Raw genomic sequence first — 21,635 nt, 5'->3', positions numbered from 1 at the left:
TCATGTCTCACCTGACTATCAGCTTCGACAACGACATCGCCACGATCGACATCGACCACCCGCCACAGAATCGCATCGACGACCAGATGGTCAACGAACTGGCCGCGGCTGTCACCGCGATCGAGCGCAGCGACGCGCGCGCGGTGCTCGTGCGCAGCGAAGGCGAAAACTTTTCGTTTGGCGGCGACATCTTGACCTGGCCCGACGCAAGCGTGCGCGAACTGCGTGCCCGCTTCGGCCATTACATGTCCGTGTTCAACCGCTTCGAGCATCTTCCGATACCGGTGGTCGCCGCCGTGCAGGGCCTGTGTTTCGGCGGCGGTCTCGAACTGGCGCTGCGCGCGGACGTGATTTTCGCGGCCGAGTCAGCGACGTTTGGGCATCCCGAACAGACGCTCGGCATCGTCACCGTGCTGGGCGGCATCTACCGGGTCGCGGAACGCGCAGGCCGCTCGCTCGCGTCCGAGTGGGCACTGACCTCGGAGAAAGTCCCTGCTGCGACGATGGAACGCTTTGGCGTCGTAAATCGCGTGGTCGCCGACGTGGACCTGCAGAAGGAGTCGTCCGATTTCGCACGCAAGGTTGGGCGTGGACCCACGCGGGCCTACGCCGCGCACAAGGCGTTGCTGCGTGCGTGGGCGGTCGGCGGCGTCGCAGCCGCGGACGAAGCGATGTTCGACATCGCGATGCCGTTGTTCGACACCGACGACGCGCGGCGCGGGATTCGCTCCGCGGTCGATGCGCTGAACGCGGGCCGCGCGCGCCCGGTGATGGATTTCAACGGGCACTGAGGCCGGAGAAACGCGCGCAAACGTCACCTGCAGCAATCAACTCCGCACACCCAGATCAGCGAGCGGATGTTGATCGCTGCGCACGGCGGCGACGGGAAATATCGCACCGGCTCGGTGCGCACTTCGGCAAGCGTCGCCGGGGCTTTGTCAAGTGGACGTACGTAGACTGCACGCGTTAGATAACGGTAGTCATCCTCATTAAATTGTTTTGCCGATAGCGACGGCTCCAGTCCAGTCATACCACGTGGCGAAGCGTTCCTGGGGTGCCGTACGATGACTTGCCACGATCGCGCAGGCTCAAGCTGAACCGGAAATACCAGCGAACCGCGCAGCCGATGACGATGGCAGGGGAGCGGTGACCGTGATACACCGATTTCGTTTTCTTCATCGCTGCATTGTACCGCCACCCGTGCGTCAACCTGACAGAGCCATCAGGGGTGTATGTTTGACTCCAGCCTCGCTAGCGTTGCACTATCTACGTTGCTCTTAAGCATCGAGTGCTCAATAATTTTGCGTCCTATTCCTGTATAGGCCGAAACCGGCAATCACTTGAGATGCATTCTCCCCGGCTAGCCGGTTGGGTTTCGATTTGGATGTTCTGATGATGGCGCGTTTTACAAGGACAAACAAGGGACAAGGAGGTACTGCGGCGCTCTTGGCCGGGCGAGCAGCCTGTCGGTTTTCATCTGCGCGGCTAATTTTACATAAATATAATGATCGAAGTTTTAATAAGGATGGCTAAACTAGCGTCATAGTTTCCCTAGCAACTAGAGTGCCTTGCGTTCACGTCATGCGGCAGTTTTACCCTGCATCGACGGCAAGCGATTCGCCCTTCTGTGATCCTTCGCGCGGCACATCGTCCGATCCACCATTTGGCAAGCGGAACGATTACGTTGATGCGGAGGCGCTTTGTGTGGCGGCCTCCTGCCTCGCGATGCGCTTCATTGAGCTACATACAGAAGCAGAACAGCTTCTGGTGGCAATATGTGAGACACGTGAAGGGCTGGTCACCGAGCGCTCGGACGTCATGAACCTGCCCTACAGTATCCGGCGCCGAGTTCGGCGCCATCATTCCCCTGTCGAGGACCACGCTTCGCCGGTTGGTCGACATGCTCGCGGTGCATGATCGGCCGCCGAAGCTAGTCCAACTGATCCACCAGAGACATGCCAGCTATCGTCAATTGGGTCAGCGGGTTGATCGAGATTCAACGCTCCGGCCTCTCCACTTCTTGGTTGATGTGACGAGCAGCAAGGGCGCCAAGAAGTGGTGGCAAGTGGACCCGCTAGCGTGCAGGCAATTCCGACGAACCTGTTACGCGCTCTGGGGCCGCGAATTTTGGTTCTTCACTCGGATAGCAGGGGTGCTGGTTCAGTTGCTGCGCCGCGGCCGCCGGTGTGGGCGATCGGTCGCCTCGCTGGCACGCCCTTGGTCGGTAGCATTGTTCACGTGCGTTTTGACCGGATTCGCCGCTTTCTTGTTCGAGCGACGTGTTTTTTTGAGCTTCAGTTCGACTTCGGCGAGGAGTTCACTGGGCGAGCATTTCAAGGCGGCAGCAAGCGCGAAAAGCGTAGTCAGCGTTGGCTGGTGCTGGCCCAACTCCAGCATGCTGACGTACTTGCGCTGTATATCGGCCTCAAAGGCGAGTTGTTCCTGTGTGAGCTCCGCGCGAAGACGGTACTCGCGCAACACGGCGCCGAAGACTTCCACCAACTCCAAATTTCTCTCCCAGTGAAATGGGAGAACTCTCCATTTGGCGCTATAATTTGTCTTCCCAGTACACTGGGAATTGAGCGGGAAATTTCATGCTGAAACCTATGTGTGGTCCGGGTTTGGCAGGTTTTTCGTGGTGTTGTGTTCTCGGGAGGGGGTGATTCTCTTGGGGAGCCTGGCGCGGCCGCAGGCCGTCAAGTTGATAGAGAAAGCGTTTGAGGTCGTGGCTGTATGTTTTTGACGTGTGAAAGTAACCGTGTGCCTGCGTTGAACGTGCCTTTCGGCGGGTTGCCGGGCAGGGGGGTATGGTCAGCGGTCCAGCAACTGCTGCCGCGGGACGTCCTGATTCTCAGGGTGTCGCGGCCGCGCTCGCGGGCCGTTCCAACAATCGTGATGCTGGACCTGCGCGAAACGGCTGCGACGCTTGAGCAGTTCGTCGAAGGGGCGGTCGTCGTGCGCGACGCTGCCATACTGAGCACAAGGATGGCACGGGAAGTCGACAAGTGGACGCTCGAACCGCTTGGCGAGATCCGGGTGGGGGTGACCGAGTACGAACATCGCAGCACAGGCAAGCTGCTGCTCACGGTGACCCGGTTCACGACCGCGGCGGGACGCACGTTATCGGTGCCGTACGCGCTGGCAACAAAGCCCGCGCGCGGCAGGCGGCTCTGGGGCGCGAGAGCGCCTGCCGGACCGGCGCGCGCCTGATCTAGGCTCGCCGTGGACGCACATCCGGGCATGGCGCAACGCACGGCCAATCAGGAACCGGACGCGCGGCCGCGTGTGCGGGGATGTGTCGTGCTGTATCTCGACTTCGACGGGGTTCTGCATCCTGAGGATGTGTGGCGCCGGCCGGGTTATGGTCCCTACGTCGCCACGCCGCCAGGGCATGTCGTGTTCGAACACGCGGCGCTGCTTGCGCGCTGTCTCGACCCGTACCCTGAACTGCGCATTGTGCTGTCCACGAGCTGGGTGCGCGTGTTCCGCAGCGTGCGCAAGGTGGCCCGCCGACTGCCGCCGGAGTTGCGTCGGCGCGTGGTCGGCGCGACCTTCCACGGCCGCATGGATCCTGTGTGGTTTCAGTCCGTGCCGCGTGGCGTGCAGGTCTGGGGCGACGTGTGCCGGCGGCGGCCATCGGCATGGATTGCGCTCGACGACGATGATGCGGGCTGGCCGGCGGTGTGCCGGGCTCACCTGGTGCACACCGACCCCGTACTGGGCATCAGTGCGCCGGCGGTCCTCGCGGAACTGCAGACTCGGCTCGCCGCGCTGCGCGGGCCGGAAAATGGCTGGCCGTGATAATCCGCCTTATCACGGGAGAACGATGGGCGCGGGACCGGAGAGGTTTGAGATGATCCAGATCGAAACGCTGGCGACGCGTGTGTCCGGACTGTATGCGGCCCTCGAGGAGTCGGGGCGCCGGGCGATTGAAGCGCTGCGTCAGACGGATCCAGCCCTCGTCGATGTACTTGTCGGCGCGTTCGAATCGGAAGCGGGCGCGTCCGCCTGGCTTGCCAGCCGGACGACCGGATTCGGCGGACGCAGCGCGCTTGAACTGCTGGCACAGGGTGAGCGCGCACAGGTGGTGCATGTCCTCAATCATCTGCGATATGGACTCTGCGCGTGAACGGACCATGACAGATACAGGCTTCCATGGCGCGTTGCTCTGGCCACTGCCAGCCGGACTGCAGGGTAGTCCGGGCAACCGCTATTTCATCGACACGGAATTCACCGACTTCCAGCAGTGCCAGCTGATCAGTCTTGCCATTGCTGGCGAGAACGGAAACGAGTTTTACGGCGAACGTACCGACTTCGATCCGGCGTGGTGCAGCGAAATTGTCCGCGCAGTGGTGCTGCCGCGGCCTGGCCAGTTCGCGGGGCGCGCGATGCCGTTTGAACGGCTGCGCGAGGCGCTGCGTGCGTGGATGTGAGCGTGCCGGGCGACGCCGCGCCGGTGCTCTGCTACGACTACAAGGCCGAGTTGAGCCTGTTCCGGTTCCTGCTGGGCGGCACGCTGCCGCGTGGCTGGCGGATTGAGAATATCGCGGGCCGTCGCGACCGGGAGCGGCGTGCCGCGTAATTCGGCCGCCATGGTGGCGAGCACCATGGGCTGCATGACGCGCGGGCCAATGCGTACGCCTTTGCCGGCTGAACGCGGCTGACGTCATGCGGGCGCACGAGGGTCACGGTTTTTGCAACCGGACGCATACGTCCTTTCCATGAATATTGCAGATACGCAGGCGGGAGACCGGGATGACCAGGGAGCGTGAATGGTTTCCACGATCCGATGTACCACAGATTGGGCAGCGCCTGCGTGACCGGCGGGAAGCGGTAGGTCTGACGCAGTGCGAACTTGCACGCCAGCTGGGCGTGGGCGAATCGACCTATGTGCACTGGGAGAGAGGAAGGCTGCCTGGCTCTGTTGCGGAAGGTATGGTGCGAGCGCTGGAAGCTGCCCTGCAGGTACCACAAGGATGGCTACTCGATCACGAAGTGCTGCCGTTGCCGGAGCCAGTGTTGGACGCGGCCAATGCGCAGGCCTCCCAGCGCGGCTGTGATGGCCTGCCGACGCGGATTTCCCGCGCCCGATGCCGCGAACTCGGCCCACATGCACGGCGACTGCGCGAGGAACTCGGCCTTTCGGTCGCTGAAGTGACGCAAGCATGCGGTGTGTCCCGTCCGACACTCCTGCAGTGGGAAGGGGGAGCGTTCCCGAAGACGCTCACCGCAGATCGGCTTCGCGCCTGGGCGCGTGCACTCCTGCTTGCACCAGAGCAACTGCTGGCGCTTCCGGCGCCGCATCCGGGTGTGCACGATGGCAGGTGGCGCGTGGTCATCGAGGCAGAAACGCTCGAAGCTGCAATCCATCGCGTCGCGCAATGCCTGGCCACCCGCGGCCGGAACCTGCTCAGGCCGGGACAACCACTGGACAAAAGAGCTCGCCGGAATGCGGACCTGCTTGCCCACCGTTATGGAATTGGGTCGCACCGCGGGCCACTGGTCGACGTCGCCGTCTCGTACGGAATGGCTGCAACGGAGTTGCGCAAGACCGTTGCACGGCTGATCACACGATCGGCACAGTTTGCGTTCGAGATTCCGGTGCTGGATGTCGTCGTGACTGCGGGGGGATTGTCGTCAGCGACCGCTATCGCCGATGACCGCGTGCGTGACCTGCTGGGGCCGTCGCTGTCCATGGAGCGTGCCGCGGCCTTCGCTGGCGAGATATTGTCCCGCCGGATCGCCGGCGCAGATCCCCGTATGGGGGGCGGCCCGCGCACAGCACCCCGGTGAAACCGGTGCGCGTCGGCGTCTCTGGCGCTGACGCGCGACAGCGAGCAACTACCCGCGATGCCATGCACGCCACTGCGACTATTTGAGAACCGTCTTCATGATGCCTGGGACCGACGCTTGAGCAACGAATCAAAACCGCGAACGCTCGTTCTGGACGAGCCAGTGCCAACACTCTTCGTAGACTACGATGGAGCGCTTCACCGCGGTCACGCATTGCTTGACGAAAACGGCGAGATATCCCTCGATACTGGAAACCCGCTGTTCGAATTTGCGCCGCTGCTGGTCAGCCTGCTCGAACCCTGGCCCGAGGTCGAAATCGTACTTACCACCTCCTGGCTCAGCAAATTGTCCGTTGAACAGGTGGTTTCATACCTGCCGGCGCAACTTTCGAAGCGGGTCGTCGGCACAACGCAGGGCTACAGGGCGCGTTTCGGTGACTGGAAGATTGGCATCGCGCGGACCTACATCATTCGCACGTACGTGTTCAAACATCGCCTGAAGGACTGGCTGGCGATTGATGATTCTGTTTACGGCGCACGTGATCTGAGTACGGACTTTCTCGCGCTGGATTCACATCTCGTCCTGCTCGACTCCCGACGCGGCATCGGCGACGCGCAGGCACAACAACGGATCCGGGACTGGCTCGCCAAAGTTCACGGTGCTGACACGGGGTCGGCCTGACGGCGTCCAGTACTGACAGTGAGGCCACCAGCCGCGTCCTCGAAGGTCGGATGCTGGCTGGACACCTGACTGGTTCGACTTTCTTGGTGGCCATCGCTGAGGCCAGAGGACACGGCGCACGATACACGATATTAATGCAATCCGCATATATCTACGTCCACCTGTGACTGTTTCCGACAATTCACGTTGCGAGGTGCATCGAAATTGGTCGAATCTCATTCGTTCCATGGTTTATGATGACGTGCACTCTTGGCATACTCGACGAACACCGGGTGGCATTCTCATTTAACGACGCATCGGGCAAATATGCACATAATTTTAAAAAATCACGTCGAAGAACTTGCTCGGGATTTTGAATACGAAGATCTGGTTGCCTCGAAGCAGTTTGAACAATTTTGTAATTATTGTGTAATCTCAAAACACTATTTTGGCCGATTCAGCCCTGCTGATGTCACCACAGACGAGGATGACGCATCCATAGATGGGCTGGCTGTGCTGATAGATGGTGATCTAATCACAACAGTCGATGATGCGATCGAAGTATTTAAGACTCACAAAACAAATTTATCTGTCGATGTAATTTTCACTCAAATAAAAAGCGGCGAGCAATTCAAGAAGGACGAAATTGCCAATTTCAAGATGGGGCTTGAAGATTTTCTCTCGCTAGATCCCAAGTTGCCAAATGGGAAATTTAACAGTGAGTCGCTCGAAATTTTCAAAATCGTTCTTGGAAATTTGAAAAAAGTTAGAAATCGACGTCCCAATTGTGCGATCTACTATTGCACTTCGGGCGTCTATTCGGCTGAGCGCGAAATCAAAGCCTCCTTCGATATTATTGAGCGTTATATAAAGGAAATTGAATTTTTCCATACCGTTGACGTGACGCCGCTTGGTCGCAGTGAATTGATCAGGTATTACGCCCAGCTGTCCGAGAAAAATGAGGCGAAGCTCAAGCTCATAGATTACTTTGGAATGCCTGCGATGCCTGGCATTCCGCAATCCTACGTTGCGATTGTGAATGCACGCAATTTGGTTGATGCATTGTTAGTCGATCCTGATGGAAATCTCCGCGAATCTGTATTCGAGGAAAATGTCAGATCGTTCCTTGGGAGTGGCAACGACGTCAATGCGGCTATAAAAAATACTCTGCAGAATGCCGAAAAAAAATCTCTATTCTCCGTCTTAAACAATGGAATTACCGTCGTCGCACCGGAATTGACTCTAACGCCAAACACCAAGGAACTGCAGCTTGCAAATTATCAAGTTATCAACGGTTGTCAAACAAGCAGTACGCTGCATGAAAATAAATTACTTTTGACTGACTCTGTGAATGTTGTCGTAAAATTCATAGAGTCACCAGAGAATGACGCATCCAGTGACATTATAGCTGCGACAAACAGCCAATCAGATATACCAAAAGAAGCATTCTTTGGGCTTCGCGGAAAAGCGAAGTTAGTGCAGAAGTATTTCAAGATTCAGAATCAAGAGCGCGCACAAGAGAATCATATTCATTTCGAGCGGCGACAGGGTGAATTCAAAAACGTGGGTTATCAGTCGACCCGAATTTTCGACGTTCGTGAAGTTGCACGGTGCTATGCCGCTATGTTTCTTGATCTTCCGCATAATTCGGCTAGATACGTTGCCAAGATATTCTCAGCTAGTGACGGAGATAATTTATTCCGTGAGGGCGATCATGAGGCTTATTACTATGCCGCATGTTTGGCGCTATACAAATATCAGACGCTGATTAACGGCCGGAAGATTGGCGCGCAAAACTACGTTAAGGCGCGGTGGCATGTAATACAGCTTTTCAAATGGCTATGCGTTGGCGAGATGGATACTCCGGCTTCTAATTCAAAAAAAGCGGAGAGCTATGCATTAAAATTGATCGAGGCATTGAATTCTGAGGCGAAGTCTTACATTAAGACTTTTGAACGCTGCCAAAAAATCATCGATGATTTGGGTTTTCCCACAGATGATGAACTCAAGCGCGCTCGATTTGCTCAAGAAACCATGACCGCAGCACGCCAAGTGCTTGCGAAGAAGGGTAAAGCAGTTAGGAAACAAGGATAAGAAAACGCTGCGGAGCGGGAGGCCGCCGTTACTGCGAGGCATCGCAGGAGTACGCGATTGGCGACCCGCTCCATATGAGAAGAGCGGGAGTTGCGTTGTTGCTTGTTTTCCGCGTCGGAGCCGAAGGTGTCATAGACCCGACAGCTGCCCGATGCAATGAGCCGTAGCCGACCCCCAAGCGGTCGCCCGAGCCGCCTCGAGCGGACCTTCAGGCACTCCCCGCCGCGCGCTCTGCTGCTGTTACCGTCTGTGAGATGAGCGTTGAGATCGTCATCGGGCCGACGCCCCCCGGAACGGGAGTCACTGCAGCACATCGATCCAGCAGGCCGCCGGCGTCAATGTCCCCTATGCCGCCGACGTGGTATCCCGCATCGATGACGATAGCCCCGTCACTGATCCACTCTCCCGGAATGAATCCGGGCTTTCCTACCGCGCCAACGATGAGTTCCGCGCGCCGAACCTCCGCTTCAAGATTGACGGTCTTCGAGTGGCACAACGTAACCGTCGCGTTGGCATTGGACAACATCAGGGCCATCGGCTTTCCGAGGATCGGGCTGCGCCCCACGATAACGGCCCGCATGCCTGACACACCGATCCGGTAGTGCGAAAGCAGACGCATGATTCCAGCGGGAGTGGCAGAGCCGAAAGCGGGCTCGCCGAGCGCCATCAATCCGAAGCCGTGGCTGGTCACGCCATCGACGTCTTTCGCAACAGCGATCCGGTCGAAGCAGGCGCGTTCGTCGACATGACCCGGCACCGGATGCTGGAGCAGGATGCCGTGGACCTCCGGATCAGCGTTCAGCTGGTCGATTTCTGACAGGACGTCTCCGGTTGTCGCGGAGGAGGGCAGCGTGATCGCGCGCGAGTCCATGCCGACCCGGCGGCACGCATTGCCTTTCATGCGCACATAGGTCGCTGACGAAGGGTCATCGCCCACGAGGATCGTTGCCAGTACCGGCGTCTGGCCGCCGTTCCATGTCTTGAGCGCAGCGACGCGTTCAGACAATTCGCATTCGTGGAGCGCGGCCAGTTTCCTGCCATCAAGCAAAGTCGTCATGCGACCTCCCGCTGCGGAAATCCAGTCACCGCCTGTCCAGAAACAGGCGCATGCAGGGCAACGCATCCGAAGGTCGGGAAAGCCGGTGAGCGTGGTTCACACGGTAGAGAAGGCAGGCATAAAACGGAGATGCGGGCATTGATCATTGGAGGTCTCCAGAACGGACGATCACGATGCCCAGGCGAACGGCGGCGCTAAGTCTACGCTCCCCGATGGTGCTCCATCCGTTCTCGCCAGTCACGTAGATGCCATATCTTACCGCACCCCCGGGATCGCGACCGGTTCAGTCCGGCACAACGGGAGCCGCGACTGGAGAGCCGGCGGGCGTGGCAGTCCGGTCGCTGCCACCGGTCGTACGCTTCCCGCGTCGCCGCGGTTTGCAGGTCAGGTGGGTGCACGGGGTGTGCAGCATTGCCGCGATAAGCGGCGTTATCCCGGCTTGGCGAAGAATGTGCTCAGAGTCTTGACGGAATATTTGGCCTACTATTGTCGCTAACGTGCATCCGGGAGAGTCGCTATGGGGACGATAGCGGAAGACGAATATGAATGTTTCACATGCTACGTTCATTTCAAGGGGAGGGTGTTCAGTATTGCTCGACAACGGGAGCGCGTGCACTTCGGAAAAGAACTCCCTGAAGTCGAAACTGTCGATGCGGACGGTCTGGAGTGCTACTGTTCCAATGTTTGTTTGGAAAAACGCCGCGATAGGGTGATGGCGAAAGAGGGCGTACCGATTCGGTACCCGGACATAGGTCCTGTCGAAAGTTGTGCCAAGTGCGGCGGCCTAGTTGATACGGCTGAGTTCCATCTCGCTTACCTTGAGGACGAGTTCTTCGATGAAGGTATGTGCGGTACGAGAACGATCAGCGTTAAGTATCTGGCGGTTCTGTAGTCGGTGCCGGCCGCGGGGGATTTTGCGATCAGCGTGCGAACGCGTCGTAGATTTGTCTGCTAAGGAGACGCAGTAGCGAGAAGCGGGCGCCTCACAACGTTCAGGGAGCTAGATTATCGGCAGCAGACACGATATCGGCTGCAGTTTTGAATAAACGATCGCCGTATTGCGGGAATGTTGTTTAACCGCTCGCTATTCCCGGGAAAGTTGCTTGATGGGAGGTGGGCGACCTGTAAATGCAAGTTGTTGGCTACTACCGCGGAGTAAAAATAGCAAGACGCTGACGAAACCGAGGCAGAGAAGGGGCCTATATGCACAATTGCTTGGTGTAGGTGAGCATATTTACCGAGGGCAGCCATTCGGCTGAAGTTTGGTGGCAGTGGGCGTAGTATTGATGCGACGGGATGCGCGCATATAGCGCAAAACTGACAATCGATAGCCCCAGACCGCCATGCCCAAAACACCTGTCCGTGCTCGCCCGGCGCGCTATCTGCGCCTGCCGCCCTTCACCGACGTGCTGCCCACGCCCGTGTTTTTCCGCATGGAGCACATGCCTTCGCACGCCACCTATCCGCAGATGTGCCACCCGTGGGGCGAGTTCGTCTACGCGTTCAGCGGCACGACCGAAGTGAAGGCGGGGGACGAGCACTACATCACGCCGCCGCATCTCGGGCTCTGGATCGCGCCGGGCACCGAGCACGTGGGCTTCAACGAGCAGGAGACCGTGCATTGCTCGGTCTACATCAGCCGCGACCTGTGCACGCGCATGCCGGCGACGAGCTGCGCGGTGATGGTGTCGCCGCTCGTGCGCGCGATTCTCGAGCATCTGCGCGTGACGCCGGCCCAGGAGGAGGGCGAGGCGCAGCGCGCGCGTCTGTTGCGCGTGCTCGTGGATCAGCTGTCGACCTGCGCGACCACGGGCAGCTTCGTGCCGCACACCGAAGACGCCGATCTCAATGCGATCCTCCAGGTGCTGCGCCAGAATCCCGCCGACAATCGCTCGCTTGCGGAGCTTGCCGATGCATTTCACATGAGCGAGCGCACGCTCATGCGCCGCGCGCAAAACGAGCTGGGCATGTCGTTGACGGAATGGCGCCAGCGCATCCGCCTCGTCAACGCGCTGCCGATGCTGCATGCGGGGCGCAGCGTCGAGGCCGTGGCGCTGGATCTGGGGTACGCCACGTCGTCGGCTTTCATCGCAATGTTCCGACGATTGACGGGCACGAGTCCCGGGCAGTTCGTGGCGCGCACGCGTTGAGCATAGGGTCGCGCGCAACGCTTACCAACCCTCACGAAACCCCACAAAACCCTAAAGATTCCCCGTGCGCGCGCCGTTAGAGCGGGCATGAAAGCCCTACTCACCCAAACCGACGCACGCTTCATCCTGTCGATCGCCCTCGAGCTGGCCGAGAGCCAGGCCGCCGCGGCCGGGGTTCAGCTCGAATCGGCGGCAGGATCGGCGATTACCGACGACGTGATCGTCGCCACACTCTCGCAGTTCGCACCGACCGTGACGATCGACGAGTTTTACGGTCTGCTGGACCGGCCCGAGGTGCTGCACTGAGCGGCGGCGCGGCTGAATAAAGCAAGCGGGTGCTCATGGCGTGAGCACCCGCGATTTCGTTGTGTAAGCAACGAATCAGGCGTTTGCCTTGCCTAGAACTTCTGACGCAAGCCCACGCTCACGATGGCTTGCGACTGCGTGGCCGACGAGTGGCCGTTGCCCTTGTCGGACACCGAAGCGGTTGCCGCGACCGGATTGCCGGCGGCGTCGAGCGTCATGCCCGATGCATGCTGGTAGCCCGCCAGCAGGTACACCGTCGAGCGCGTCGAGAGATCGTAAGTCGCACCCACTGAAACGTTGTGGTACTGCGCATCTTGATCCACGCCTTCCACGGCGCTGCCGCGCGTATAGCTGTAGCCCGCGAACAGATGCGTGCGCGGCTGCACGTTCCACTGCGTGAAGATGCCCGCGATATTGAAGATCGCATTGCCAGCGAACAGCGAATTCGCGCCCGAGCGATATTGCACGTTGCTGTAGTTCACGCCGACCACGGCGGGACCGAAGTCCCACGTCGCGCCCGCGGCCACCACCTGTTGCGATTGCGCGCTCGCATAGCCTTCGTTGATCGACGAGTTGAACGTGCCGTCGTACGTGCCTTGCCACTTGCCGTAGGTGGGATCGTCGAGGCCGGTCTTGCTGTTGTCCGAGCGCTCATACCCCACGCCCATGCGCAGCGGGCCGTTCGTATAGCCCGCGCCCACGCTCCAGGTGTTCTTGCGCTTCATGCTGCCCGCCTGGCCGCCGAAACCGTACAGCGCGCCGAATGTGAAGCCCCCGTAGTTCGCGCTCGTGTACTTGATCGAGTTGTCCACGCGCGTGGTCTGGTCGAGGTCGTCGATGTCGCCCGGATGCGCGCCGAAGCCGCCGATGAAGTTCACGGGCGCGACCGGCCCGACGAAGTCGTCGAGCGAGGTGTACTGGCGGCCCATGGTGAGCGCGCCGTAACGCTGGTCCGAGAGGCCCACGAAGGCCTGGCGGCCGAACAGGCGCCCGCTCTGGCCCGAGGTGCCGTTCGTGATGTCGAAGCCGTCTTCGAGCAGGAAGATGGCCGCGAGCCCGTTGCCCAGGTCTTCCTTGCCCTTGATGCCCCAGCGGCTGCCCGAGAGGTTGCCGGTGGAGAGGCCCACGTTCGAATGGCCCGTGTAAGCGCCGGTGGTGCCGGTGCGCTCGTTGCTGCGATACGTGATGCCGGCGTCGGCAATGCCATACAGCGTGACCGAGCCTTGCGCCGAGGCGATGCCGGCGAGCGAGAACAGGACTGGTGCGGCGAGCAGGTGTTTTCTCATCATTTGTTGTATCAACGTCTAAAGATCGCCTGTTGAGCGATTTCTGGTTTTGCGCGCACACGCCTGCGGTCTCGCGAACGAGACTGCAGGCATGAAACGCGGGGAGGGAAAAGGGCTGCGCGGGGCGCGTTAGCGCTTGAGCGTTGCGCCAGGCGGCAGCCCCGGCGTGCTCACGGTGATGGTCTTGCGGACCTTCGCGACGTCTGCGGCGCTCACTGGCGCGCCAGTGTTGCCCCAGCTCGCACGCACGAAGGTGGACACGTCGGCCACTTCCTGGTCGGACAGACGCCAGCCGAACGGCGGCATCGTGAACGACGACGGCGCGGATTGCGTGCCTTCGAGCGCGCTGCCTGCTAGCAGCACGTGAATCAGCGAAGTGGGGTCCTTGCCCTGCACGACCGGGTTGCCGCCGAGCGCCGGGAAGACGCGCGTGTAGCCGCGTCCGTCGCTGCGGTGGCAGGCCATGCAGTTGTCGCGATAGACGGCTGCGCCGCGTGCGCTCGCGTCGCCGTTTTGCAGCTTGTGCGCGGCCACGGGATCGTAGGCGTACGCGGTTTCCTTCGGGTCGCTGGAGGGCAGCGTCTTGAGGTAGCGCGCGATGGCGAGCAGGTCCGCGTCGTTCATGTGCTGCATGCTGTGCTGAACCACGTCGGTCATGCCGCCGAAGGCGGCCGTATGCAGATTGCGGCCCGACTTGAGGAACTGCACGATGTCGTCCTCGCTCCAGTTGCCGAGGCCCGTGCGCGGGTTGCCGCGCAGACTGGAGGGGACCCAGCCGTCGATCGGGCCGCCGCCTGCGAGGAAGTCGTCGCCTTCGAGGTCGGTGAGCGCGAGTTCCTGCATCGTGCGTGCGCGCGGCGTGTGGCACGCGCCGCAGTGGCCGAGGCCCTGCACGAGATACGCGCCGCGCGCGACGATCGCATCGTTGTAATGCGAGCCGTCGAACGCCTGCACCTTCGGCGCGAACAGCACGCGCCAGGCGCCGAGCGGCCAGCGCATCGAGAGTGGCCATGGAATGTCAACGGCGCGGTTCTGCGCCTGCACGGGCCCGACGCCATGCATGAAGTACGCGTAGAGCGCCTTCATGTCGTCATCGGAGAGCCGCGCGTACGAGGGATAGGGCATCGCGGGGTAGAGCGTTTCGCCATTCGGTCGCACGCCCTGGCGCACCGCCCTGGCGAAGTCGTCGTAGCTCCACTTGCCGATGCCGCTCCGGGCGTCGGGCGTAATGTTGGTCGAGTAGATCGCGCCGATCGGCGTGTCGAACTTCAGGCCGCCCGCGAAGGGCTTGCCGCCCAGTGTCGTGTGGCAGGCAATGCAGTCGCCGGCGCGGGCGAGGTATTCGCCATGCGCGACGAGCGCGGCGTTCGGTTGCTCAGCCGCGTGCGCCGAAAATGCCATGAAAGCCGCATACGTAAAAGTTGCGCGTGCAACGTTCGCGCACATCAAAAAAATATTCTTCTTCATGCGGCTCCTCACACGCTCACCAGGGGGCCGGGGTTCTTCAGATACTGGTTGCGAATGGCTTTCGCACTCCAGTAGGCGAGGGCGGCGACGAGGCCGGTCGGGTTGTACCCGATCCCCTGCGGGAACGCGGAGGCGCCCATCACGAACACATTGGGCACATCCCAGCTCTGCAGATAGCGGTTGATGACACTGGTGTTCGGATCGGTGCCCATCACGGCACCGCCCACGAGGTGAGTGGTCTGATAGCGGCGCGAGTCGAAGTGCACGCCGAATTCGCGCGTGTAGACGTTGATGGCCTTCGGGCCCATCGCCTCGGCGATCTTCTGCATCTGGCCCGTCACGTACTGCGCCATCTTGATGTCGTTGTCCTTCCAGTCGAAGGTCATGCGCAGGAGCGGCTGGCCGTACGAATCGCGATAGGTCGGATCGAGGTCGAGGTACACGTCGCGGTACGACATGTTGGAGCCGTGCGCGTCCATCGAAATGGTGTGCGCGTAGTGGTCCTTCACGGCCTTCTTCCACCCGGCGCCCCAGTTCGGCGTGCCCGCGGGCGTGGCGATGCCGCTGATCGGCTTCACCCCCGCCTGGTTCACCCAGAGCGGCGAGCCGCCCACGAACCCGAGCGGCCCGTGGTCGAAGTTGTCGGCGTTGAAGTCGTCCACGGCCACGCCGTTGCCGCCCGCGCCGATGAACGGATTCGTCCACGTGTCCTTGTCGAAGAACGCCGTGATGGTCGAGAGGTTCTGGTACGCGAAGTTGCGGCCCACCACGCCTTCGCCCGACACCGGGTCATAGGGCTTGCCGATGCCCGAGAGCAGCAGCAGGTGCACGTTGTGATACTGGAACGCCGAGACGATCACGAGGTCCGCAGGCTGGAACACTTCCTGGCCTGCCGGATCGATATACGTCACGCCCGTGGCGCGCTTTTTGGTGTCGTCGAGTTCGACGCGCAGCACGTGGCATTTCGAGCGCAGTTCGAAGTGCTTTTCCTGCTTCAGCGCGGGCAGGATGTTGAGATTCGGCGAAGCCTTCGAGTACATGTAGCACGCGTAACCGCTGCAAAAGCCGCAGAAGTTGCACGGGCCCATCTGCACGCCGTAGGGGTTCGTGTAGGGCCCCGACGTGTTCGCCGAAGGCAGGCGGTAGGGATGCAGGCCGAGAGACTTCGACGCGTCGAAGAAGCGCTGCGCCGAATAAGTATTCAGTTGCGCGGGCAACGGGAAATTGTCGCTGCGCGCGGCTTCGAACACATTGCCGTCGCCGACCACGTTGCCCTTCACCTTGTACGCCTGGCCCGAGGTGCCGAACACCTTCTCCGCGAAGTCGAAGTGCGGCTCCAGTTCGTCGTAGGTGACGCCGTAGTCCTGGATCGTCATGCCTGCGGGGATGAACTTCTTGCCGTAGCGCTCTTCGTAGTGGCTCTTCAGGCGCAGCTCTTCGGGCGTGATGCGGAAATGCACGCCCGACCAGTGCAGGCCCGCGCCGCCTACGCCTTCACCGGGCAGAAACGCGGCGAGCTGGCGGTAGGGCAGGGCCGTGTCGTTCACGCCGTGGCGGATCGAGACAGTGGTCTTCGAAAGGTCGAGAAAGAGCTTCTTGCGGATGTTGTACGTGAGCTCGTCGATGGTGTTGGGGTACGCGCCGTCCGGGTAGGTGTCGCGATACTCGCCGCGCTCGAGCGCCACCACCTTCAGACCCGCTTCGGTCAGTTCCTTCGAGAGGATCGCGCCGGTCCAGCCGAAGCCGACCACGACGGCATCGACGTGAGGTTTCTTGATTGCCATTTACGTACGCTCCCCGTTGATCGAGACCGGGCCGTACGGATAGGGCTTGCCGTTCTGGTTCACGAAATCCATGAAGTCGGCGCGGGCGCCGGGGAAGCCGATCATCTTCCACGCGGCCATGTTGCGGTTGCCGCCGTGGATCGGGTCGCAGAAGTAGCCTTCGCGCGTGTTCTGCAGCAACTGGCCGAAGAACACGGAGGCCGGCACGCCGTCCAGTTCGACCTTGCCCGCTTCGAGCGCGGCCAGCACGCTGTCGCGCGTGCTGGCGTCGAGCGCGTCGAAGTCCTTGCCGTAGGCCTTCGTGCAGTACGCGTTCACGGCCTTGATGCCGAGCCGGTAGATGTCGCGCGGCACGAGCTTCAACTGATAGCCGAGTTCGGGCACGCCTTGCTGGAACGGCCCCTGCATGTACCAGAGCGCGCCGTGGGCGTAGGGCGTGTCCATCTGCCGGTCGATGAATTCGGGCACGCCGGTTTCCAGCGCGCCGGGGCCTTCGGAATCGGCGGGAATCAGACGGTCGGTGGCGGCTTCGACGAAGGCCCACTCGCGCGCGTCGAAGAAGCGCGGCTTGTAGGCGACGGCCTGCGCGGCTTCTGGCCTGGCGTTGGGCGCAGAGGCGGCGCTGCCGGCCGCAGTGGTTTCGCTTGACGGCTGCTTGCCGCCCTCGCAGCCCGCCAGCGCGCCGGCGGGCACGAGCACCGCTGCCGTGCGCAGGAAACCGCGGCGTGTCGTGAGAGGAGATTCAGACATTGTGGGATTCTGTATGAGTTCGGCGCGGTGTGGTTCGGCCGTGTCCGCGTAGCCATCTTGTGCGCTGCGCGTGACATCCGCGGCAGCGGCACGGAACGGAACGGAGATGGTAAATGGAACCGGTTCCACGATTGGAGCGCGATTCTACAATATTCCTATACGGGGCCGGTGCCGGGCGCGCAAGGGCGGGCGGACCGCGGTTGTCATACCCTCCGAACAAACCCTAACAAATGGAGCAAGTTGTTTGACAACTACGGTGGGCGGGTGCTACTGTGCACGGTATTGACAACCCTCCATCCCAAGCACGAGGCCTCATGAACGTGTCCCCGATTGTCGAGAGCGAATTCGCCTCGACTGTGATGGCAGTGCCGCCGCTCGCACGCCGCCCCGACTTCTCCCTCGACGTCGAACAGAACCGCAAGTTGATCCGCCATATGGAAGCGGGCGGTATTCGCACGCTGCTGTACGGCGGCAATGCGAATCTGTACCACGTCGCCGTGAGCGAATTCCGCGAGTTGCTTGACATGCTCGCCGGCCTCACCGCGCCCGAAACGCGCGTGATTCCGGCCATCGGCCCCGACTACGGCAAGATGCTCGACCAGGCGCGCATCCTCGCGCAAACGCAATACAAGACGGCCATGGTGCTGCCGCTCTCCGGCTTCACCACGCCCGCAGGCGTCGAAGCCGGTCTCGCGCGTATCGCCGACACCGCCGGCATTCCGCTCACGCTCTATATCAAGAGCGAAGACTATGTCGACGTCGACACGCTCGTGCGCCTGATCGACCGCGGCACGCTCATTGCGGTGAAGTACGCCATCGTGCGCAAGGACCCGGCGAACGATCCGTATCTGCGCCGCCTGCTGGAACGCGTGCCGGCCTCGAAGGTCGTCTCGGGCATGGGCGAGCGTCCGGCGCTGGTCCACGTGCGCGACTTCGGTCTGGCTGCCTGGACCACGGGCTCGGGCTGTATCGCTTCGAGCGCCATCATGGCGCTCCTGAAGGCCGCGAAGGAGGGCCGTGCGGAAGAAGCCCAGCGCCTCTACGATGCCTTCATGCCGCTCGAAACGCTGCGCGACAACATCTCGCTCATCCGCGTGCTGCATGACGCCGTGACGCTCTCGGGCATTGCCGACATGGGTCCGATCCTGCCGCTGCTCTCGCAGTCGCCCGCTGAGGCGCTGCCGGCGATCGGCGACGCGGCCAGGGCGCTGCTCGCGTTCGAGCAGAATCTGGCCGCAACGGCCCAGACCGCCAGCGCATAAATGGCAGATAGCATTTGAACGGAGCGAACATGCAGATTACTGGAGCCATGTTGTTGGGCGCGCAAGCGGTGCGCGGCGAGGCGGGCGAGATGCGCGCCTTCGCGCCCGCGCTCGGCCAGGAGATCGAGCCTTCTTTCGGCCTCGGCGGCAAGGCCGAAGTCGCGCGCGCCTGTGAACTCGCGGCGCAGGCGTTCGACGCCGTCCGCGCCGCGCCGCACGAAACGCGTGCGCGCCTGCTTGAAGCGATCGCCGAACGCATTCTCGGTATCGGCGACGCGCTGATCGAGCGCGCGCATCTCGAATCGGCGCTGCCCAAGGCGCGCCTCGAAGGCGAGCGCGGCCGCACGGTCGGCCAGCTGCGTCTTTTCGCATCGCTCGTGCGCGACGGCCGCTGGTGCGGCGCCGTGCTCGACTCGGCGCTGCCCGAGCGCAAGCCGCTGCCGCGCTCGGACCTGCGCGCGCATCGCATCCCGCTCGGCCCGGTGGCCGTGTTCGGCGCGAGCAACTTCCCGCTGGCGTTTTCGGTGGCGGGCGGCGATACGGCTTCGGCGCTGGCCGCCGGCTGCCCGGTCGTCGTGAAGGCGCACCTGGCGCATCCGGGCACCTCGGAACTCGTGGGCCGCGCGATCCAGCAGGCCGTAGCTGCCGTCGGCCTGCCCGAAGGCGTGTTCTCGCTCGTCTTCGGCGGCGGCAACGAAGCGGGCGAAACGCTCGTGGCGCACCCGGCCATCAAGGCCGTGGGCTTCACGGGCTCGCGCCGCGGCGGTCTCGCGCTTTCGCACATCGCGGCCACGCGCCCCGAGCCGATTCCGGTCTACGCCGAAATGAGCAGCATCAACCCGATGTTCGTGCTGCCCGCGGCGCTGGCTGCACGCGGCGACGCGCTCGCGCAGGGCTTCGTCGATTCGCTCACGCTGGGCGTGGGCCAGTTCTGCACGAACCCGGGCCTCGTGCTCGCGATCGACTCGCCGGAACTCGACCGCTTCGTGAAGGCGGCGAGCGCCGCGCTCACGCAGAAGCCCTCGCAAAGCATGCTGACGGCCGGCATCGCCTCGACGTATGGCGAAGCGGTAGTGGCGCGCAAGCAGCTGCCGGGCATCGAGAATCTGGCCGAAGGCACGAAGACGGACGCGCATTGCGACGCGCTGCCGGTCCTCTTCAAGGCGAGCGCCGAGCAGTTCCTCGCCGAGCACGCGTTGTCGGACGAGATCTTCGGGCCGACCTCGGTTGTCGTGGCGTGCCGCGACGAAGCCGAACTCGCGCGCGTGGCGGAGCACCTCGAAGGCCAGCTCACGGCGACGCTGCACATCGACCGCGACGACTACGCGATCGCCGCGCGCCTCCTGCCGATTCTCGAGCGCAAGGCCGGCCGCATTCTCGCGAACGGCTTCCCGACGGGCGTCGAAGTCTCGTATGCGATGGTTCACGGCGGCCCGTTCCCGGCCACCTCAGACGCGCGCTCGACTTCGGTGGGCGCGATGGCGATCGAGCGCTTCCTGCGTCCGGTCTGCTACCAGGACCTGCCGGCCGAACTTTTGCCGGTCACACTGCAGAACGACAATCCGCTCGCGCTGTGGCGTTTGCGCGACGGGGAACTGGTGAAGCAGTAATCCCGCGAAAGCGGTCGGGAAAGCGCCTGCAGAAGCCTTGCAGGCGCTTCCTCCAGGCGGATTCCGACAAGAGGCCCACAGTAGCCTCACAAAGAGCCTGACGTTGCTTGACAACTTGATGCGTGGTTCGGCATCCTGTGTCCGGCTTTGAAAATACAAGAATCAACGGGTCGCGTAGAACAAATTCCATAAACAGATGTGAGGAGATGCGATGTTCGATGGACGCTTGAAGGCCAGCGTGCTGGCCGTGTGTGTGGCGGCCGCCGCGGCGCTCGGCATGAGCGCGGCAAAGGCCGATCCCGTTTCCCTGAACATAGTCGACGTGGCCGGCAACCTGCAGCTCACGCAGAAGGCCTTCGAAGCGTTCAAGGCGAAAAACCCGAATCTCGTCTCCAACATCACCTACACCAACGCGCCCGCGCCGCAGTTGCCTGGCAAGATCAAGGCCATGCAGGCCGCCGGCCGCGCCGACATCGATCTCGTGCTGACAGGCACCGACGCGCTCGCCGCCGGCATCGAACAGAATTTGTGGATGAAGCTGCTGCCCGATCAGCAGGCCGCGCTGCCGGGCGTGCTCGACAAGTACGCGCCGGGTCCGCGCAAGATGCAGGACCTGGCGCAAGGCTACGGCCTCGAAGTGTCGTACATGCCGGCCGGTCCGCTGATCGAATACAACCCGGCCAAGGTCGCCAGGCCGCCGCAAACGCCGCAGGAACTGCTGGCGTGGTGCAAGGCGAATCCCGGCAAGCTGATCTATGCACGTCCGGCCAACTCGGGTCCGGGCCGCACGTTCCTGATGGGCCTGCCGTACCTGCTCGGCGACAAGAACCCGCAAGACCCGATCAAAGGCTGGGACAAGACCTGGGCATACCTGAAGGAGCTGAACTCGTGCGTGCCGTACTACCCGGGCGGCACCTCGGCGGTGATGAAGGAGCTGGGCGAAGGCACGCGCGACATGACGGTGACCGTGACGGGCTGGGACATCAACCCGCGCGCGCTCGGCATCGTGCCGGCCGACTTCAAGGTGCAGGCGTTCAACAACATGACGTGGGTGAACGACGCCCATTACATGGTCGTGCCGAAGGGCGTTTCGAAAGAGAAGCTCGCGGTGCTGCTCAAGCTCATGAACTTCATGCTCGAGCCGCAGCAGCAGGCCATGACCTATGACGACGGCTACTTCTATCCGGGCCCGGCAGTGAAGGATGTCACGCTGCAGATGGCGCCGAAGGAAAGCCAGGACGTGATCGCGAAGTACGGCCGTCCCGAGTACGCGAAGTGGCTCGCGGCCTATCCGCATGTCCAGCCGCTTTCGGCCCAGGCGATGGTCGCGGCGTTCCAGAAATGGGACCGCGAAGTCGGTTCGCAGAAGTCGCAGTAACGAGAGGAAGAATCAGCAATGGACGGACGGTGCTTGCG

General features: G+C 62.0%; 20 protein-coding genes, 1 pseudogene and 1 riboswitch. Of the genes and pseudogenes, 14 read left to right on the top strand and 7 right to left on the bottom strand.

Annotated elements, in window-relative coordinates; genetic code table 11:
* Positions 1 to 2: 2 nt before the first annotated feature.
* Positions 3 to 791, top strand: coding sequence for an enoyl-CoA hydratase/isomerase family protein (locus AB4Y42_RS39440; protein WP_368697297.1), 789 nt, complete (start codon positions 3 to 5; stop codon positions 789 to 791).
* Positions 792 to 1,077: 286 nt separating this feature from the next.
* On the opposite strand, the pseudogene AB4Y42_RS39435 reads toward AB4Y42_RS39440, so the two are convergent.
* Positions 1,078 to 1,179, bottom strand: a pseudogene (locus AB4Y42_RS39435) (IS6 family transposase); the annotation flags it as partial.
* A 981-nt stretch (positions 1,180 to 2,160) separates the two neighbouring features.
* A complete protein-coding gene (locus AB4Y42_RS39430; protein ID WP_368697314.1) occupies positions 2,161 to 2,499 on the bottom strand; it encodes a helix-turn-helix domain-containing protein in 339 nt (112 codons plus the stop codon).
* Between the two features lie 396 nt (positions 2,500 to 2,895).
* Here AB4Y42_RS39430 and AB4Y42_RS39425 point away from each other — a divergent pair, with 396 nt between their 5' ends.
* The 8 genes from AB4Y42_RS39425 (at position 2,896) to AB4Y42_RS39390 (ending at position 8,547) form a co-directional block, all read left to right on the top strand.
* Complete coding sequence (locus AB4Y42_RS39425) at positions 2,896 to 3,210, top strand: hypothetical protein (RefSeq protein WP_368697313.1); 315 nt, start codon at positions 2,896 to 2,898, stop codon at positions 3,208 to 3,210.
* Positions 3,211 to 3,222: 12 nt separating this feature from the next.
* On the top strand, positions 3,223 to 3,801 hold the full coding sequence (locus tag AB4Y42_RS39420) for an HAD domain-containing protein (protein WP_368697296.1): 579 nt from the start codon (positions 3,223 to 3,225) through the stop codon (positions 3,799 to 3,801).
* Between the two features lie 52 nt (positions 3,802 to 3,853).
* Positions 3,854 to 4,129, top strand: a complete 276-nt coding sequence (locus AB4Y42_RS39415; protein ID WP_368697295.1) for an MbcA/ParS/Xre antitoxin family protein — start codon at positions 3,854 to 3,856, stop codon at positions 4,127 to 4,129.
* A complete protein-coding gene (locus AB4Y42_RS39410) occupies positions 4,092 to 4,433 on the top strand; it encodes a hypothetical protein (protein ID WP_368697294.1) in 342 nt (113 codons plus the stop codon). Before AB4Y42_RS39415 ends, AB4Y42_RS39410 begins: the two co-directional genes overlap by 38 nt.
* Positions 4,424 to 4,582 carry a hypothetical protein gene (locus AB4Y42_RS39405; RefSeq protein ID WP_368697293.1) on the top strand — a complete coding sequence of 53 codons (159 nt, stop codon included), beginning with the start codon at positions 4,424 to 4,426 and terminating at the stop codon, positions 4,580 to 4,582. The genes AB4Y42_RS39410 and AB4Y42_RS39405 overlap by 10 nt, the downstream gene beginning before the upstream one ends.
* 173 nt (positions 4,583 to 4,755) lie before the next feature.
* Positions 4,756 to 5,793 carry a helix-turn-helix domain-containing protein gene (locus AB4Y42_RS39400; protein WP_368697292.1) on the top strand — a complete coding sequence of 346 codons (1,038 nt, stop codon included), beginning with the start codon at positions 4,756 to 4,758 and terminating at the stop codon, positions 5,791 to 5,793.
* A 117-nt stretch (positions 5,794 to 5,910) separates the two neighbouring features.
* Entirely contained in the window at positions 5,911 to 6,474 is a 564-nt protein-coding gene (locus AB4Y42_RS39395) for an HAD domain-containing protein (protein WP_368697291.1), read from the top strand.
* A 249-nt stretch (positions 6,475 to 6,723) separates the two neighbouring features.
* On the top strand, positions 6,724 to 8,547 hold the full coding sequence (locus AB4Y42_RS39390; RefSeq protein ID WP_368697290.1) for an AIPR family protein: 1,824 nt from the start codon (positions 6,724 to 6,726) through the stop codon (positions 8,545 to 8,547).
* Between the two features lie 208 nt (positions 8,548 to 8,755).
* Here AB4Y42_RS39390 and AB4Y42_RS39385 read toward each other — a convergent pair whose 3' ends face one another.
* Complete coding sequence (locus AB4Y42_RS39385) at positions 8,756 to 9,604, bottom strand: tetrahydrofolate dehydrogenase/cyclohydrolase catalytic domain-containing protein (protein ID WP_368697289.1); 849 nt, start codon at positions 9,602 to 9,604, stop codon at positions 8,756 to 8,758.
* A gap of 168 nt (positions 9,605 to 9,772) precedes the next feature.
* Positions 9,773 to 9,855: riboswitch (ZMP/ZTP riboswitch) on the bottom strand.
* 1,092 nt (positions 9,856 to 10,947) lie between these two features.
* Here AB4Y42_RS39385 and AB4Y42_RS39380 point away from each other — a divergent pair.
* Both AB4Y42_RS39380 and AB4Y42_RS39375 read left to right on the top strand, forming a co-directional pair.
* Positions 10,948 to 11,754, top strand: coding sequence for a helix-turn-helix domain-containing protein (locus AB4Y42_RS39380; protein WP_368692000.1), 807 nt, complete (start codon positions 10,948 to 10,950; stop codon positions 11,752 to 11,754).
* Positions 11,755 to 11,841: 87 nt separating this feature from the next.
* The gene (locus AB4Y42_RS39375) at positions 11,842 to 12,060 is read left to right on the top strand and encodes a hypothetical protein (RefSeq protein WP_028207581.1); all 219 of its coding nucleotides are present in this window, start codon (positions 11,842 to 11,844) and stop codon (positions 12,058 to 12,060) included.
* 92 nt (positions 12,061 to 12,152) lie between these two features.
* On the opposite strand, the gene AB4Y42_RS39370 is transcribed toward AB4Y42_RS39375, so the two are convergent.
* From AB4Y42_RS39370 to AB4Y42_RS39355, 4 genes are all read right to left on the bottom strand, one after another.
* Entirely contained in the window at positions 12,153 to 13,346 is a 1,194-nt protein-coding gene (locus AB4Y42_RS39370) for a porin (RefSeq protein WP_368692064.1), read from the bottom strand.
* A 129-nt stretch (positions 13,347 to 13,475) separates the two neighbouring features.
* Complete coding sequence (locus AB4Y42_RS39365) at positions 13,476 to 14,747, bottom strand: c-type cytochrome (RefSeq protein ID WP_368692063.1); 1,272 nt, start codon at positions 14,745 to 14,747, stop codon at positions 13,476 to 13,478.
* Between the two features lie 74 nt (positions 14,748 to 14,821).
* Positions 14,822 to 16,597, bottom strand: a complete 1,776-nt coding sequence (locus AB4Y42_RS39360) for a GMC family oxidoreductase (protein ID WP_368691999.1) — start codon at positions 16,595 to 16,597, stop codon at positions 14,822 to 14,824.
* Positions 16,598 to 17,347 carry a gluconate 2-dehydrogenase subunit 3 family protein gene (locus tag AB4Y42_RS39355; protein ID WP_368691998.1) on the bottom strand — a complete coding sequence of 250 codons (750 nt, stop codon included), beginning with the start codon at positions 17,345 to 17,347 and terminating at the stop codon, positions 16,598 to 16,600.
* A 314-nt stretch (positions 17,348 to 17,661) separates the two neighbouring features.
* Here AB4Y42_RS39355 and AB4Y42_RS39350 point away from each other — a divergent pair, with 314 nt between their 5' ends.
* The 3 genes from AB4Y42_RS39350 to AB4Y42_RS39340 all read left to right on the top strand — a co-directional run bounded on the left by AB4Y42_RS39350 (position 17,662) and on the right by AB4Y42_RS39340 (position 21,597).
* Complete coding sequence (locus AB4Y42_RS39350; RefSeq protein ID WP_368697288.1) at positions 17,662 to 18,609, top strand: dihydrodipicolinate synthase family protein; 948 nt, start codon at positions 17,662 to 17,664, stop codon at positions 18,607 to 18,609.
* A gap of 29 nt (positions 18,610 to 18,638) precedes the next feature.
* Positions 18,639 to 20,219: an aldehyde dehydrogenase (NADP(+)) gene (locus AB4Y42_RS39345; protein ID WP_368697287.1), complete on the top strand. Its 1,581-nt coding sequence runs from the start codon at positions 18,639 to 18,641 to the stop codon at positions 20,217 to 20,219.
* A 277-nt stretch (positions 20,220 to 20,496) separates the two neighbouring features.
* On the top strand, positions 20,497 to 21,597 hold the full coding sequence (locus tag AB4Y42_RS39340) for an ABC transporter substrate-binding protein (RefSeq protein ID WP_368697312.1): 1,101 nt from the start codon (positions 20,497 to 20,499) through the stop codon (positions 21,595 to 21,597).
* Positions 21,598 to 21,635 lie beyond the last annotated feature (38 nt).

It is taken from the genome of Paraburkholderia sp. EG286B, assembly GCF_040965655.1.
GTDB lineage: Bacteria > Pseudomonadota > Gammaproteobacteria > Burkholderiales > Burkholderiaceae > Paraburkholderia.
Note: the sequence above shows the minus strand (reverse complement) of the source record. Positions and strands in the feature narration are given on the sequence as shown.

Excerpts from the sequence above, each read along its gene's own strand:
- AB4Y42_RS39440 (WP_368697297.1), top strand. The coding sequence starts at position 3 with ATGTCTCACCTGACTATCAGCTTCGACAACGACATCGCCACGATCGAC.
- AB4Y42_RS39425 (WP_368697313.1), top strand. The coding sequence starts at position 2,896 with ATGCTGGACCTGCGCGAAACGGCTGCGACGCTTGAGCAGTTCGTCGAA.
- AB4Y42_RS39415 (WP_368697295.1), top strand. The coding sequence starts at position 3,854 with ATGATCCAGATCGAAACGCTGGCGACGCGTGTGTCCGGACTGTATGCG.
- AB4Y42_RS39410 (WP_368697294.1), top strand. The coding sequence starts at position 4,092 with ATGTCCTCAATCATCTGCGATATGGACTCTGCGCGTGAACGGACCATG.
- AB4Y42_RS39400 (WP_368697292.1), top strand. The coding sequence starts at position 4,756 with ATGACCAGGGAGCGTGAATGGTTTCCACGATCCGATGTACCACAGATT.
- AB4Y42_RS39385 (WP_368697289.1), bottom strand. The coding sequence starts at position 9,604 with ATGACGACTTTGCTTGATGGCAGGAAACTGGCCGCGCTCCACGAATGC.
- AB4Y42_RS39380 (WP_368692000.1), top strand. The coding sequence starts at position 10,948 with ATGCCCAAAACACCTGTCCGTGCTCGCCCGGCGCGCTATCTGCGCCTG.
- AB4Y42_RS39375 (WP_028207581.1), top strand. The coding sequence starts at position 11,842 with ATGAAAGCCCTACTCACCCAAACCGACGCACGCTTCATCCTGTCGATC.
- AB4Y42_RS39370 (WP_368692064.1), bottom strand. The coding sequence starts at position 13,346 with ATGAGAAAACACCTGCTCGCCGCACCAGTCCTGTTCTCGCTCGCCGGC.
- AB4Y42_RS39365 (WP_368692063.1), bottom strand. The coding sequence starts at position 14,747 with ATGGCATTTTCGGCGCACGCGGCTGAGCAACCGAACGCCGCGCTCGTC.
- AB4Y42_RS39360 (WP_368691999.1), bottom strand. The coding sequence starts at position 16,597 with ATGGCAATCAAGAAACCTCACGTCGATGCCGTCGTGGTCGGCTTCGGC.
- AB4Y42_RS39355 (WP_368691998.1), bottom strand. The coding sequence starts at position 17,347 with ATGTCTGAATCTCCTCTCACGACACGCCGCGGTTTCCTGCGCACGGCA.
- AB4Y42_RS39350 (WP_368697288.1), top strand. The coding sequence starts at position 17,662 with ATGAACGTGTCCCCGATTGTCGAGAGCGAATTCGCCTCGACTGTGATG.
- AB4Y42_RS39345 (WP_368697287.1), top strand. The coding sequence starts at position 18,639 with ATGCAGATTACTGGAGCCATGTTGTTGGGCGCGCAAGCGGTGCGCGGC.
- AB4Y42_RS39340 (WP_368697312.1), top strand. The coding sequence starts at position 20,497 with ATGAGCGCGGCAAAGGCCGATCCCGTTTCCCTGAACATAGTCGACGTG.